12 protein-coding genes and 1 pseudogene are annotated in these 13,530 nt (G+C 70.9%); 7 read left to right on the top strand and 6 right to left on the bottom strand.

What is annotated here, in order from left to right:
• Positions 1 to 827 precede the first annotated feature (827 nt).
• The gene (locus AMK22_RS36270) at positions 828 to 2,858 is read left to right on the top strand and encodes a transglycosylase domain-containing protein (protein WP_199883424.1); all 2,031 of its coding nucleotides are present in this window, start codon (positions 828 to 830) and stop codon (positions 2,856 to 2,858) included.
• Positions 2,855 to 4,153, top strand: a complete 1,299-nt coding sequence (locus tag AMK22_RS36265) for a hypothetical protein (protein ID WP_073791924.1) — start codon at positions 2,855 to 2,857, stop codon at positions 4,151 to 4,153. Before AMK22_RS36270 ends, AMK22_RS36265 begins: the two co-directional genes overlap by 4 nt.
• A 115-nt stretch (positions 4,154 to 4,268) precedes the next feature.
• On the opposite strand, the gene AMK22_RS36260 is transcribed toward AMK22_RS36265, so the two are convergent.
• Both AMK22_RS36260 and AMK22_RS36255 read right to left on the bottom strand, forming a co-directional pair.
• Complete coding sequence (locus AMK22_RS36260; RefSeq protein ID WP_073791923.1) at positions 4,269 to 4,844, bottom strand: GNAT family N-acetyltransferase; 576 nt, start codon at positions 4,842 to 4,844, stop codon at positions 4,269 to 4,271.
• A gap of 303 nt (positions 4,845 to 5,147) precedes the next feature.
• On the bottom strand, positions 5,148 to 6,476 hold the full coding sequence (locus AMK22_RS36255; RefSeq protein WP_073791921.1) for an aminotransferase-like domain-containing protein: 1,329 nt from the start codon (positions 6,474 to 6,476) through the stop codon (positions 5,148 to 5,150).
• A 97-nt stretch (positions 6,477 to 6,573) separates the two neighbouring features.
• Between AMK22_RS36255 and AMK22_RS36250 the strand changes: the two genes are divergently transcribed.
• Both AMK22_RS36250 and AMK22_RS36245 read left to right on the top strand, forming a co-directional pair.
• The gene (locus tag AMK22_RS36250; RefSeq protein WP_199883423.1) at positions 6,574 to 7,062 is read left to right on the top strand and encodes a PaaI family thioesterase; all 489 of its coding nucleotides are present in this window, start codon (positions 6,574 to 6,576) and stop codon (positions 7,060 to 7,062) included.
• Positions 7,063 to 7,591: 529 nt separating this feature from the next.
• Positions 7,592 to 7,936, top strand: a complete 345-nt coding sequence (locus AMK22_RS36245; protein WP_073791920.1) for a hypothetical protein — start codon at positions 7,592 to 7,594, stop codon at positions 7,934 to 7,936.
• Positions 7,937 to 8,025: 89 nt separating this feature from the next.
• Here AMK22_RS36245 and AMK22_RS39820 read toward each other — a convergent pair whose 3' ends face one another.
• Positions 8,026 to 8,193: a hypothetical protein gene (locus AMK22_RS39820; RefSeq protein WP_158072130.1), complete on the bottom strand. Its 168-nt coding sequence runs from the start codon at positions 8,191 to 8,193 to the stop codon at positions 8,026 to 8,028.
• Positions 8,194 to 8,382: 189 nt separating this feature from the next.
• Here AMK22_RS39820 and AMK22_RS36240 point away from each other — a divergent pair, with 189 nt between their 5' ends.
• Together AMK22_RS36240 and AMK22_RS40365 are read left to right on the top strand one after the other, a co-directional pair.
• On the top strand, positions 8,383 to 8,823 hold the full coding sequence (locus AMK22_RS36240; protein ID WP_073791918.1) for a TetR-like C-terminal domain-containing protein: 441 nt from the start codon (positions 8,383 to 8,385) through the stop codon (positions 8,821 to 8,823).
• A gap of 618 nt (positions 8,824 to 9,441) precedes the next feature.
• Entirely contained in the window at positions 9,442 to 9,846 is a 405-nt protein-coding gene (locus AMK22_RS40365; protein WP_199883422.1) for a hypothetical protein, read from the top strand.
• 539 nt (positions 9,847 to 10,385) lie between these two features.
• Here AMK22_RS40365 and AMK22_RS36230 read toward each other — a convergent pair.
• The 3 genes from AMK22_RS36230 to AMK22_RS36215 all read right to left on the bottom strand — a co-directional run bounded on the left by AMK22_RS36230 (position 10,386) and on the right by AMK22_RS36215 (position 13,315).
• Positions 10,386 to 10,985 carry a GNAT family N-acetyltransferase gene (locus tag AMK22_RS36230; protein ID WP_073791917.1) on the bottom strand — a complete coding sequence of 200 codons (600 nt, stop codon included), beginning with the start codon at positions 10,983 to 10,985 and terminating at the stop codon, positions 10,386 to 10,388.
• A gap of 70 nt (positions 10,986 to 11,055) precedes the next feature.
• The gene (locus AMK22_RS36225; RefSeq protein ID WP_073791915.1) at positions 11,056 to 11,457 is read right to left on the bottom strand and encodes a hypothetical protein; all 402 of its coding nucleotides are present in this window, start codon (positions 11,455 to 11,457) and stop codon (positions 11,056 to 11,058) included.
• 439 nt (positions 11,458 to 11,896) lie between these two features.
• Complete coding sequence (locus AMK22_RS36215; RefSeq protein WP_143203655.1) at positions 11,897 to 13,315, bottom strand: ATP-binding cassette domain-containing protein; 1,419 nt, start codon at positions 13,313 to 13,315, stop codon at positions 11,897 to 11,899.
• An 83-nt stretch (positions 13,316 to 13,398) separates the two neighbouring features.
• On the opposite strand from AMK22_RS36215, the pseudogene AMK22_RS36210 reads away from it, so the two are divergent.
• Positions 13,399 to 13,530: pseudogene (locus AMK22_RS36210) on the top strand (IS5 family transposase); the annotation flags it as partial.

Below are 13,530 nucleotides of genomic sequence, written 5' to 3'. Positions count from 1 at the left end.
AACAAAGCCCTACTAGTGCTGTGACCGGGAAGGTTTGCCGGGAAGCTCGCGGCGTCCGGTGCGGTGCATCGCAAGGCGGAGCATCGTCCGCGTACTGGACGTACGCGGGTGATGCGACAACACCGCGAGGTGCCGCGCCGGGCGTCACGAGCCGGTGAACCTTCTCGGTCACAGCACTAGCCGGCTCCACCGCGACGTGCTCGCCCTTGCCCCGGACTTCCAACTCGGCTGTCTCACCACCCGGTTCGGCTGCGGCGGTACTGTGCGACGCCCGCTCGGCGGTCCGGCTCCGCTTGTGCCCGACGTGCCACCGGTCCGCGCCCCCGCACCGTCTGCGGCGCTCCGGCCGCGGTGTTCCGGCGGGCCAAAGGCGGGTCCGGCGCACCGAATCGACCGGTTCGGTGACGTGAGGCCCGCTGCCGTCGGTCGGCTCCCGGAGCCTCGCCGCGGCTCCGTGCGCCCAGCGATGACGAGAGGGGTACGGAGCGGCTCCCGAATGCCTGTTATCTTTACGTGACTTCGCCACGGAACTCTCGGTCATGCTTTGGCCTTTGCTGTGGTGGAGTCGACGGGGCGAAGCGCACGACTGCCCCGGCGCTTTTCGGTCCCGACCTGCAGCCGAACGGGCTGACCTGAAGCTGAGGATGCGCATGGCACACACCGGCCGGGACGAGTGACCCCGCTGCCCGCTCGACGCGGGCAGGCGTCCGCAGGTCCCGGGGAGGGTCGGCCGTGCCGGCTCGTGGCGGCGGACGCGCAATGACCACTGCACGTGTACGGGCACTGTCGGAGTTCGAGGCCGGCCCGGACTGTCATGGCTGGACGGAATGACGCAGCACAATTTATTCGGCAGGATGAAGCGGGCCGCACGAGAGATCCCGGCCCCAGGGACGGGACGTCGCAAGCAGGCGAGGCGTACGCACGGCCGCCGGCCGCGCAGACCGGACTATCCGCGCGCCGGGCGGAGCGGCTGGCCGAGATGGGTGCCCTCGTGGCGGCTGGTCCTGGGCTCGTGCCTGACGCTCGTCGCGATACTGCTGACGGTGGTGGGTATCGCCTACGCGCGTACGGACATTCCCAAGGACCTCAACGCGTTCGCCACCCAGCAGGACACCGTCTACTACTGGGCCGACGGCACCCCCATGGCCCGTACCGGCTGGGTGAGCCGCCAGGAGATGCCGCTGTCGAAGATCCCCGACCACGTGCGGTGGGCCGTGCTCGCGGCGGAGAACGCCGACTTCTACACCGACCACGGCATATCGATGCAAGGGATCACCCGCGCGCTGTGGCGCACGGTCAGTGACGGTGACACCCAGGGCGGGTCCACCATCACCCAGCAGTACGTCAAGAACGTCTATCTGTCACAGGACCAGTCCTTCTCGCGGAAGTTCACCGAGATGCTGCTGGCGGTCAAGCTGGACCGCCACGTGGACAAGGACAAGATCCTCCAGGAGTACCTGAACACCAGCTGGTTCGGCCGTGGCACCTACGGTCTCCAGCGTGCCGCGCAGGCGTACTACGGCAAGGAGGTCACCGAGCTCGACGCCAGCGAGGGCGCGTTCCTCGCGTCCCTGCTCAAAGGGGCCTCGCTCTACGATCCGGCCGTCAACCCCCGCAACCGCGCACGGGCCGTCGAACGGTGGCGGTGGACCCTGGACCGCATGGTGGAGATCGGCAGGCTGAGCCGGGCCGAACGCGCCAAGTACACCAGCTTCCCCGAGCCGAAGCCGCCGCACGGGCCCAGCAGCACGGGCGGGCAGAAGGGCTACCTCGTCCAGCTCGCCGAGTCGTACACCAAGCGGGTCGGGCACATCTCCGACGCGCGCTTCGACCTCGGCGGCTACCAGATCTACACGACGTTCGAGAAGCCGCGGATGACCGCGCTGACCCGGTCCGTGCGCGAGGCGCGCGGCGCGCTCGATCCCAAGCGACGCAAGGCCGACCGGCATGTTCGGTTCGGGGCCGCGTCCGTCGCCCCGGACGGCCGCATCCTCGCCGTGTACGGTGGGCCGGACTTCGAGCGCCAGGCCTTCAACGAGTCCAACGCGAGCACCGTCCCGGCCGGCTCGGCGTTCACACCCTTCGTCTACGCAGCCGGTCTGCAGCACGGGATCGCGCGCAAGCGCAACGGTCCGCGGTCCGCCGTCACCCCGTCGACCGTGTACGACGGCGACGACGACATCCCGATCACGACTCCCGAAGGCCCCTACTGGGACCGCAGCGGGAAGATGGTCAAGGGCAAGAACGACGGCAACCGCTCCTACGGTCGCATCAGCCTGCACGATGCCATGGCCAAGTCCGTGAACTCCCCGTTTCTCCAGCTCGGCATGGACACGGGCCTGAAGCGGATCCGCAGCACCGCGGAGGCATCGGGCCTGCTCCCGTCGAGCTTCGGTCCGCCCGTTCCGGCGTTCGCGATGGGCAACTCGACGCCCAGCGCCATTCGCATGGCCGACGCGTACGGAACGTTCGCGGCCCACGGGATGCACACGGACCCGTACTCGGTCAGCAAGGCCACGCGCAACGGCGAGCCGGTCCGGCTCGACCTGCCGCGGGCGAGGCGCGCCATCCGGCCCGCCGTCGCCGACGAGGTGACCGCCGCGCTCACCCGGCCCGGCGGAAGCGGTGGAGCCCCGTCCGCTCCGGTCGCCGCCAAGGCCGGAACCACCGAGGACGACACCGCGCGCTGGTACATCGGATACGACCCGGTCGCCGCCACCGCCGTCGTCGTGTACCGCATGGACCTGAACCGGAGCCTCGCGCCGCTGCCGCTCAAGGGGCTGGGCGGCGCCTCCGCGGGCGACCGGGACTTCCCGGCCCAGATCTGGAACACGTACACGAAGGCCATGACGAAATGACAAGAGCCCGAGCGAGGTCCGCGTCCCGCCGCAAGCAGATGCGTCTCACCCCCGTTGCCGCCCTGGGGCTCGCGGCCTGCCTCGTGGCGGCGGGTTCCGCGGCGATCATCCCGTTGCTGTCCGACGATTCCGCGGACGACCGGACGCCGGAACGGACCACGCACACCGTCGCCGCACCGACACCGACCAGCCGGGACAGCCGCGACGCGAGAGAGGAGAAGGACGAGGAGTGGGACGGCAGGGTCAAGATCCTGGGGGACGGCTCCACGTCCTACACCGGACCGCAGCCGGGCCGGCCGAAGGCGAAGCGCCTGAAGCCGGGCGAACGGCCGCCCCAGTTCGTGGTGTTCTCGTGGGACGGTGCGCTCGAGGGCGACGACCACATGTTCTCGCGCTTCCGCCGTGTGGCGAAGGAGAGCGACGCGCACATGACGTTCTTCCTCACCGGCATCTATCTGCTCCCGAAGGACAAGAGAAACCTCTACCGGCCGCCCCAGCACAAGGCCGGGGCCGCCGCGATCTCGTACCCGACGCGCGAGCACATCCGCACGACGCTGAAGCAGCTCGGCGGCGCCTGGAAGGAAGGCCACGAGATCGGGTCCCATTTCAACGGCCACTTCTGCGAGAAGAAGGGCGGCGGGGACTGGAACAAGGACGAGTGGACCAGCGAGATCGACCAGTTCTACTCCTTCGTCCAGAACTGGAAGACGAACACGGGCTTCAAGGACCTCGATCCGCTGCCGTTCGACCCCACCCGTGAGGTCGTCGGCGGGCGCGCCCCCTGCCTGGAGGGTCAGAAGACCCTGCTGCCCGCCCTCAAGCCCTTCGGCTGGCGTTACGACGCGAGCTCACCGGGGGACTTCCAGATCTGGCCGTCGAAGAAGAACGGCATCTGGAACCTGCCGCTGCAGATGCTGCCGTTCCCCGGCAAGGACTTCCAGGTGCTGTCCATGGACTTCAACTTCCTCTACAACCAGTCGGAGGGCAGCACCGAGGGCGACCCCGCGAAGTACGAGGCATGGCGCAAGGAGGCACGGGACTCGTACGTCGCGGGCTTCGAGCGGGTGTTCCACGGGAGCCGTGCGCCGATGTTCATCGGGAACCACTTCGAGGACTGGAACGGCGGGATCTACATGGATGCCGTCGAGGACACGATGCGCGAGATCTGTCCCCGCAAGGAGGTCCGCTGCGTGTCCTTCCGCGAGCTGACCGACTGGCTCGACGCACAGGACCCCGAGGTCCTCGCCCACTGGCGGACACTCGACCCCGGCCAGCCCGCGAACTGGAAGCAGTAGACGGCACCGTTGGTACCGGACGGCGGGGCTCCGTCCGGTACCAACGGTGCCCACGGGTCCGTTCGAGACACCGTGCGGGTGGTCGCGCCGGACGATCGCCGCCGCGTGGCAGCAGTCAGCCGTACTGACGAAAATCCAGCATGTAGAAGACCTTGTCGTAGCGCTGTTCGCCGACGGCCACGAAGCGGGGAAGAAGACCGTATTCGGTGAAGCCCAGCGACCGGTAGAGACTCAAGGCATGGGCGTTGTCGCCGCGGGCGTCCAGGGTGAGGACTTCGATGCCCGCCTCCCGGGCGTCGGCGATCAAGGCAGTCGTCAGCGCCCGGCCGACGCCACGGCCATGGACGGCGGCGGCTACCGCAACCTTCTCCAGATCAGCGTGTGGCCGATGGGTCGGGCGGGCGTAGCGGAGCCAGTACCCCAAACCGACAAGCCGACGGTCGAAGTAGGCGGCACGCAGGGCCGCGTCCCCGGCCTGCACCGCGGAGACGACGTGGCCGAGGAGTTCCGCCACCTCGTCCCGCGAGGGTGGTTCGACCCAGCCCAGTGCGGCACCTCCACCGACCAGGTCCGCCAGGATCCGGTGAGCCGACTCCGCGAACCGGGCCTCCAGCTCCGGATCCGAAGCCAGCCCCGTGGCATCGAGGACGGTGGGCTCAGTGGTCGCACCGCTGGTTGTCGCCGGTTTCATGACGAGCAGCTTATCCAGGCCAAGGCCGTACCCGGCCCGGACCGCAATGGCCCCGTACAGCCGTGCCGGGCTCTTCCCGGTCGGGGCCGGCCTGCCGAGGCATGCCCGAGGTGACCGGTGCCGTCACAAAGGGGCGACTCGCCCGACGGCACCGGGCGGGAGGGAACGGCGACGGCCTCTCGAATCCGCCGCCCGACGGGGCCGTCCTGAGCGAGCACGATCAGGCGGACCTTCGCACGGAAGACGACAACCACCGCAGGCCCTGGCCCAGAACCCGCAGAGCGCGGCTGTGGTCGGTGCTCCTCAGGCGAATCCCACCACCTCACGCACAATGGAGAGCCCTCGGATGAGCTGCTCCATACTCGGCGTGGCGAGCGCGAGGCGCAGGGCGTTGGCCCGCTCGGGCGACGTGGCGAACGCGTCGCCCGTGGAGACGAGGACGCCTCGCTCGGCGAGCGTGCGGGCGACCAGGTCACCGCGTGCGTCGTCGGGCAGGGCGAGCCAACCGTGGTAGGCGCAGGGGTGCGCCCGGTATCCCAGGTCGGCGAGTTCGTGTACGGCCGCCTTCTGGCGTACTCGCGCGTCCGCGCGCCGGGCCGACTCCATCGCGTGAACGGTCCCGTCGGTCAGCCACCGTGTCACGAGGGCACTGGCGACGGTGTCGACTCCCCAGCTCGTCGCGCGCAGCACACGTGAGACGGCGTCGACGTGGGAGGTGGGGACGACGAGGTAGCCGATGCGCAGTCCTGGTGCCAGGTTCTTCGAGAAGCTGCCCACGTAGAAGGTGCGCTCGGGGGCGAACGCCTGGAGCGCCGGAGCCGCTGCGGCGTCGAGGAACGCGTACGTCGCGTCCTCGACGAGACAGAAGTCGTAGGCACGGGCAAGCTCGGCGACGCGTTCGCGCGCGGACGTGTCCAGTACGAAGCCGAGCGGGTTGTGCAGGGTCGGCATGAGATAGGCGGCCGAGACGCGGCGTGACCGGCACAGCGCTTCCAGGGCGTCCAGATCGGTGCCGTCCGTGCCGCATCGAACGGGCACGGGGTCGAGGTGGCGCAGTTGCGCCACGAGCTTGACGCCGGGATACGTCAAGGAGTCCAGTGCGAGGGGTGCGCCGGGCCGGGCGACGGTCGCGAGGGCGGTGTCGAGACTGTGCTGTGCCCCGTTGGTCAGGACGACGTTCGCGGGCGGTACGTCGATCCCCCTCCCGAGGAGGTACGTCGCCACCGCAGCCTGCTCCCGCATGTGCCCGCCGGGCGGCGACTGCCGGAGAAGCGAAGCGAGGTCTCCCTCGGAGGCGAGCTCGCGGAGTGCCCGGCGCAGAGCGAGCGGTTGCTCCTCCGCGAGAGGCTGGTTGAACGAAAGGTCCGCGACCCGGTCGGTGACGGGAATGCGACGGGCGTCCGGGCCCGCGAATCCACTGAGGTCGCGTACGAACGTCCCGCGCCCCCGCTCCCCGACGGTGAGCCCGGCATCAGCGAGTTCCCGGTACGCCTTGGTTGCCGTCGCCAGGGCGATGCCGTGCTTCCGGGCCAGCTCACGGTGGGTGGGGAGGCGGGTGCCCGCGGGCAGCTCGCCGGAGCGGATCGAGGCCGCAATCCGGTCCGACACGGCCTTGGAGCGTTCGATCCGCATGGGCTTCAATCTCTATGACAATTCGTTGAATGCATCATTTCTGCTCTCGTACGGTCGTGTCCATCCCACCGATGCCCCTAGAGAGGGAGGAACCGTGATGCCCGGCTCCGATGACCGTCTTCCCGTGCTGGACCACCTCCGGCGCCATGTCGGCAGCGAAGCATGGCCGGACGAGCCCACTCACATGCGGTATCCGACCGCGATCTCACAGACCCTCGGATTCACGATCACGGCCGTCGAAGCGGGTGTCGCGTCCGTGCGGGTGGACGCCGACGCCACCAGGCACGGCAACCAGCAAGGTACGGTCCACGGCGGCTTCCTGGTCGAACTCGCCGACGCCGCGATCGGTACAGCGCACTCCACCCTCATGCGGCCGGGCGAGTCGTTCACGACCATCGACCTCCGCGTCGCCTTCCTCCGACCGGTCTGGCACGACACACTCCTCGCCACCGCCCGCCCCGAACACCCCGGACGCACGATCAGCCACTACGTCTGCGAGATCGTACGCACCAGCGACAACAAGCCGGTCGCCACGGTCACCAGCACCGTCATGACGCTCCGCGGCACGGCCGCCGAGGGGCGGTGAACACCCACACCACCCCGCCCCTCCCGGGGCCCGGACACCTCCGGTCGCCGGGACCCGACCGGGGAAGGCGCAGGACGACCGACCCGGCGAGGCCGTGTCCGAGAGGTCCATGGCGGGTGGGGGGGCGGCCGGGATGGTGTCGAGCGGGCCGGGGAAGCGGATGCCGAGATCGTCGCGGCGCAGTGCGACGGACTTGTGGCGCCCGTGCTCTTGCTCGCGCGTGACGCCGGACTCGCGCAGGATCCGCCAGTGACGAGTGGCGGTGTCCTTGGTGGCCCAATAGGTCGGGTGCGGACGTCCGGGATGGCCCCGCCTTCGCCGCCTTACTGCATAACCGCAGCTCAACGCCCTGCATACACGTGCCTACAAAGGCAGACGGTAACTGGCCTTCCCGGCCGTTCATGTGGGGCAGTCTGATGCTGCGCCGAACGGTCCCGGACAGACCTCCCTCGTTGGAGGGCATCGAAGGTACGCATCCGGGCCTGGTTCCGCGCGGTCCGCCCTTCGTTTCTTCCTCCAGGAGTGCACCATGCCCACTGCCCGCAAGGCCCTCACCTCCCTCCTGTCGGCGATCGTGCTCGCCGGCGGTCTGGCCGTCGGTGCCGCCGGCCAGGCGAATGCCGCCACGTGCAACACGTCCAAGGAGGCCAAGATCGACGGGGCGCAGGCCTCGTGGAGCCTGACCTGCACCAACAAGGGCGTACGGGTGTCCGGTTGGGTGGAGGACACCCGTACGGACGGCAAGTGTGCCGTCGTTCGCGTCGTCGCCGGTGGCACGCAGAAGACGAAGAAGGCGTGCAGCTCGGGTGTCCGGGAACAGTTCGACTTCACCTTCTCGGGGAAGAAGGCCGAGGTTCGCCTGGCCATCGTCTGACCAGCTGCGCCGCAGACCCGGATGCTCCGCCGGCCACTGGGCCGGCGGAGCATCCGCGTTCGGGTGGAGGACGGCCTGGGGAGACGAGGTCACTCCGTTTCGAGGAAGTCCTCGATCTCCGCGGCCACTTCACGCGGCAGCTCGACGCCCGGGAAGTGTGTCTCACCGTTGAGCCGCGTGTAGCTGAACCACGGGTTCTTCGCACGGAACTCGTCGTGCAGAACGTCGTAGCTCTCGTCCTTCGGGTGCGAGAACACGTGCCGAACCGGGCGGGGCTCGGTCAGCTTCCCGAGGCGCGCCCACCGCGGACAGCAGGGGGTTGCGCACCACGTCGGGCACCGCGTTGAGCAGCCGCATGCGGTACGACGTGCGCTGGGTCTGTTCGACGCCGGGGCGCCGCTTGTTCTCCCACGCGACGAGCGCGCTGCCGAGCGGGATGTCACGGCGTGACCCGGCGCTGGAAGACCCGCCCCCGCCTCCTCATCGACGCGCTGCTGACGCACACCGAGAAGTCGGTGCCGATCCCCGACACCGGGTCGGTCCGGCAGGACCTGATCGACTTCTTCACCGACCTCGCCGCCTTCGTGTCGACGCCGACGGGCATCGCCTTCGTCCGGGGCACGGTCGTCTCCGACCGGGATCCCGAGGTCGAGGCGGCACGGAAGGAGTTCTGGGTCGAACGGATCGGCAAGGCGGCTGTCGTCCTGGACCGCGCCAAGGCCCGGGGGGAGATCGCCGACGACGTCGACCCCGAACTGGTCCTGTTCGCACTCGGGGGGCTGCTGCACATCCATGTCACCCACATCGGAACCGTGCTGTCGGCTGAGACCGTGGTACGCGCGGTCGACCTCGCCCTGACCGGGATCGGACCCCGCACGAACTCCTGATGGGAGCGCGACGGCATGAGGGCTCGTCGGCCGACCTCCTGCCGATCACCCGCGACGGCGGCGGCGACATCCTGTTCCTGGACTGAACCCCGCCGCCCGTGACGGGCCTCGTCCCGGCTCGTCCCAGCTGCCGGAGCCACCCGGCGGGCTACGCCCCTCGCGGCGACACGACGACGGCGAGCGCCGGCCCCGGGGCGGCGTTCCGCATCGCACCGGTCCGGTCGGCGCCGGTCCGGGTGGAGAGCCGGCCACGGGCTCTACCCGGCCTGGCACGGACGGGACCGGCGACACGTGCGGTCGACCTGGTGTGTCAGTACGCGGCCGATCGGAGTGCGGCCCGCGCGGTGATCAAGGCGGAACCGGAGAACGCGGTGTCGGCCCGGGTCGCGCCGCGGGCCGGCTACGCCGTCGTCGGCCGGGTCCGAGCGCAGGACGGAACGGTCCTCGACCGCTTCGAGCGTCCTCTGGTCCGGTGCTCCGGACGCCGGGTGATGTGGCGTCCGGTCGGGTGGTTCGAAGTCATCGCCGGACCAGCGACACCAGAAGTCCTTCGCCCGTGTGGGCAGGATTCCTCCTGCAACAACCTGGAGTCCTGCCGTCGCGCAAGAGAGGCATCGTATGAAACTCATCGTCCGGACCGGGCTCGCCGCGGTGGTGGCGGTCGGAGTCGTCGCGGCGGCCGTCGCCCCCGCCTCCGCCGCCTTCGGCCCCGGAAGGGCCCGCGCGGTGCCCGGTGTGCACGCCGTCGCGGCCAATCCGAAGGCGATCAAGCCGGCCGCGTACAACCAGGCGCGGAGCATCCTGGCCAACGCTGGGAGCCAGACGGCGGCCAAGTCGCATCCCGTGCACGGGAAGGACGATGTGCCGGTCGGTTACGGAACCAGCCTGCTGGCCGCGGCGCGCGACGAGTTCCGGCAGGCCGACCGGAACCTCCCGGCGAACCAGAAGAAGTCGAACATGTCGACTCCGCACTACAACGCGATTCACAGCGCGGCGAAGACGATGGGCGTCGACAAGTGGTGACGCGGTAGACCCGCTGCGCGCGGGCGCGACCGGCCGGACGCGCGAATTCGGGACGAACGGAGAATGCGACGGAGCCCTTCCCCCGCGGGGGAAGGGCTCCGTGAGCGAGCGCTGGGCAGGCCTTGCACCTGCATCTCCCCGCAGGAAGCGGGGCGCCTTTCCTTGGACCACCAACGCATTGTCGGCCGCCGCGAGTTGCTGCGGACTGACAAGATCAACAATAGCGCATGCGGGACGTCGGCCGGTCCCGGCCGGCATACGAGCGGCCCGCCGCGGTCCGTTCCCGTTCGAGGATCTCGATGGGGCGCGGGAGGGAACGGGACGGGCCAACGGTCTGTCAGGCCTTCTGCGTCGCCCTCTGCCGCGCGTACGCGGTGGGGTGCCCTGTCCGTGACGGCCACCTCCGGCGACCGGCCTGACGGACCGCCGGGCGTCGGGGGTCGGCCTCGGCCCTCAGGCGTCGGGGGCGGAGGTCGGACGCCGGGCGTCGTGTCGGGGGGTGGGCGTCGGCGGAGCCGGTCCGCGCTCGGCTCCGTCGTTCAGGCGCCGGGCTCGCGGGTCATGGCCCAGGTGCGCGGCCCGCCGTCCGGCAGGGCGTAGTCGGCGGTCACCTCGAAGCCGAGGCCCTGGTAGAACCGCACGTTGCGCTCGTCGGAGGTCTCCAGGAAGGCGGGGACGCCCGCCCGTTCGGCGGCCTCCACCCCGGGAAGGACCACTGCGCGGCCCAGGCCCTGGCCCTGTCGGCCGGGGTCGACGCCGATGGTGGCGAGGAACCAGGTGGGCACGGTCGGCCGGTGCGGGCGCATGGTCTCCTCCGCGCGGGCCGCGAACGGCGCGCGGTCGCCCGCGAGTCGCTCCAGCTCCGGGCCGATCTCGCCGAAGACCGCGGCGGCATCCGTCGCCGGGGTCGTCCAGGCCGCGACGGCGGCACAGTCGTCGCTCACCCACACCCTGCCGTGCTCCAGGCCGATCCGGGAGACGAAGAGGTGGTTGAACCGCTCCAGCCGCGCGGCATGGTCGTCGGCGGCGATGGTGTGGCGGGTGAGGGGGTAGTGGAGGAAGGCGCGGCCCAGGGTGCGGACGGCCCGTGGCAGGTCCTCGCGCGTGGCGGCGCGGACAGCGGGCGCTTGCTCGGTCATGTGTCGGTACCAGTCCAGTCGTTGTACGGATGGCGGCGGCCCGGGCAGGGGGGCTCGGCCCGCCCTTCCCTCAGATCCTGAGAACCCGTGCCGGGAACCGGAGGGCCAGTTCGGTCTCTGCGACGGTCACGTGCACGGAAAGCAGCGATTCGATGTGCCGGGCGCCGAACCGCAGCGATTCCACGAGAGTCGTGGGCTCACCGGCGGTCAGCGGGCCCGTCAGGGCGTCCACGAGCGGTGTGGGGCCCGTGGACGTCTCCGCCGTGATCCGGACGGGCGCCGCAGGGTGGTCACGGGCGGGGACGAAGTCGATCCGGAGCACGACGGGTTCGCCGAGCCAGATCTCCAGCGGGGCGACTCCGGTGCCGCCCGTGGCCCGGGCCCGCCGGAAACGTCCCTCGGAGCCGAGGTCCTCGACACCCGCCAGCACCGGTGGTTCGCCCGCCCCGCGCTCCTCCTCGCTCATGCTCATGCCCCGTCAACGAAGCGCGTCGCCACACCGTTCCCGCACGTCCGCCGCCCATGGGCCCGCGGGTCGGGCCGACCCGTCGAGCAGGCCGGGGCACGCGGACCGGCCCGGCGAACAGGCCGTGTCACGCGAGGCAATGCCAGGTCCGATACCCGCCGGCGGCGGCTTCCGCCGTACCGCAGCCCCACGGAGGCGGCCGGGCGTTCTTCGTTCCCTCCGACGTCTCCGTCGAGGCCGACTCCGCCCTGGTCGCCGCGGCGCTCTCCGAGTTCGGCCGCCTGGACGGGGCGTTCAACAACGCCGGGTCCGTCAACGCCTCCGGCATGGGCCTCGTCGCCCTGCCCGGCGTCGCGCCGTACGTCGCAGCGAAGCACGCGGTCGTGGGCCCGACCCGGGCCACCGCGCTCGAAGTGGCCGAGCAGCGCGTTACGTGTCAACGTCGTCACCACCCGGTCAGCAGGGCGAGGGCGAGGCGTTGGCGTTCTCCGCCGGAGAGGTGTGCGGCCGGGGCGTCGAGCGGAACGGGCAGGGCAGCCGCCGCCAGCGCGGCCCGCAGTTCCTCGTCGGTGGCGTGCGGGCGGGCGAGCAGCAGGTTCTCGCGGATGCTGCGCGGAAGGACTCCGGGGGACTGGGGGACGGTGGCCACGCGTCGTGCCATCGATTCGAGCGGCAGGTCCCGGTACGGGGTGCCTCCGAGGCTGATCGTGCCGTCGTCCGGGTCGGTGCCCCGGCTCAGCAGGCGCAGGAGCGTGGTCTTGCCCGAACCGCTGGGGCCGGTCACCGCGGTGACCGCGTTCGGCACGACCGCCAGGTCCAGCGGGCCGAGGACCGGCCGCCCGTCCATCGTCACGGTGACCGCGTCGAGGACCGGTGCGGGGGCGGAAGCGGCGTCGTCGTCGACGGAAGTCACGGAAGTCACGGAAGTGACGGAAGTGACGGAAGTGACGGAAGTGACGGGGGTGAGGGGGGTGATGGAGGTGACGGGGGATCCGGTCGGGGGTGGTGGCGGGGAGTCCGTCCCGCAGGCCGGGGGCTGTTCGGCGGGTCCGGAGTGCAGTACGGGTTCGGCGAGCAGGGCGTCGATGCGCCCGGCCGCGTCCCGGGCGGCGCCGAGATGGTCGAGGCCGTGGCCGAGGCGCAGGACCGGTGCGAGGGCGGCGAGACCGAAGACGCAGACGGCGGTGAGCTGCCAGACCGGCATCCGGTGACCGACGCAGAAGGCCACGGCCAGGGTCGCGCTCGGCTGGAGCAGCGCGGTGGCCACCGCGGCCGGGGTGGCGACCCGCCCGACCCAGTCCCGGAATCCGTGCGCGAACTCCCGGGTCGCGGTCGTGGAGCGGGCGGAGGCTCCGGACTCGTCGCCGTGCACCCGGGTGATCACCGCGCCGCGGACCATGTCGTCGACCGCCGCGACGATACGGGCGACCACCCGGCCCCGGTCCGCCGCGAAGCGCCGTGACCGCCGTGGGACGACCACGAGGTGGAACACCGCGGCCAGGGCGGCGGGCGCGACCGCGACGAGCCCGAGCGGTCCGGCGTACCCGGTCAGCAGGACGAGCGCGGCGAGCGGGGCGATCAGCATGATCGCGATCTCGCCGGGCAGGTGGGCCACCGCGTGGTGCAGTGCCGTGACGTCGCCGTCGAGCCGGGCTCGCAGCCCCGTCGTGCCGAGCCGGGCCAGTGCGGGCGTGGGCAGCCGGGAAACGTGTACGGCCAGGGCGCGGCGGAGGCGGTGCTCGAACTCGGCCTCCGCTCCGTGCGCCAGCCAGGACGACAGGGAGTTCAGGGCCCCCGCGGCGGTGAGGGCGAGGGCGCCCCACCACACCCAGCGTGCGGCCGGCGCACGGACGAACTCGACCACGGCCACTAGGGTCTGTGTGATGTCGTGATCAATCTTGCCGATGCGGATCCGCCGGGAGGGCGGATCCGGTAGGAACGAGGGTTGTGACACGCAGGCAACTCACTGATGAGCATTGGAAGTTGATCGAGCCGTATCTGCCGATCGGCGAGTACGGCCCGTACCCCGAACGACTGCGGGATCAGTTCGAGGGGGTGATCTGGCGGTTCCGGTCCGGT

The sequence above is a fragment of the Streptomyces sp. CB01580 genome (assembly GCF_001905795.1).
In the GTDB taxonomy this organism is placed as follows: Bacteria; Actinomycetota; Actinomycetes; order Streptomycetales; family Streptomycetaceae; genus Streptomyces.
Note: the sequence above shows the minus strand (reverse complement) of the source record. Positions and strands in the feature narration are given on the sequence as shown.

What these genes read in the sequence shown, in the direction of transcription:
- AMK22_RS36270 (WP_199883424.1), top strand. Translation starts at nt 828, where the DNA reads ATGACGCAGCACAATTTATTCGGCAGGATGAAGCGGGCCGCACGAGAG.
- AMK22_RS36265 (WP_073791924.1), top strand. Translation starts at nt 2,855, where the DNA reads ATGACAAGAGCCCGAGCGAGGTCCGCGTCCCGCCGCAAGCAGATGCGT.
- AMK22_RS36260 (WP_073791923.1), bottom strand. Translation starts at nt 4,844, where the DNA reads ATGAAACCGGCGACAACCAGCGGTGCGACCACTGAGCCCACCGTCCTC.
- AMK22_RS36255 (WP_073791921.1), bottom strand. Translation starts at nt 6,476, where the DNA reads ATGCGGATCGAACGCTCCAAGGCCGTGTCGGACCGGATTGCGGCCTCG.
- AMK22_RS36250 (WP_199883423.1), top strand. Translation starts at nt 6,574, where the DNA reads ATGCCCGGCTCCGATGACCGTCTTCCCGTGCTGGACCACCTCCGGCGC.
- AMK22_RS36245 (WP_073791920.1), top strand. Translation starts at nt 7,592, where the DNA reads ATGCCCACTGCCCGCAAGGCCCTCACCTCCCTCCTGTCGGCGATCGTG.
- AMK22_RS40365 (WP_199883422.1), top strand. Translation starts at nt 9,442, where the DNA reads ATGAAACTCATCGTCCGGACCGGGCTCGCCGCGGTGGTGGCGGTCGGA.
- AMK22_RS36230 (WP_073791917.1), bottom strand. Translation starts at nt 10,985, where the DNA reads ATGACCGAGCAAGCGCCCGCTGTCCGCGCCGCCACGCGCGAGGACCTG.
- AMK22_RS36225 (WP_073791915.1), bottom strand. Translation starts at nt 11,457, where the DNA reads ATGAGCATGAGCGAGGAGGAGCGCGGGGCGGGCGAACCACCGGTGCTG.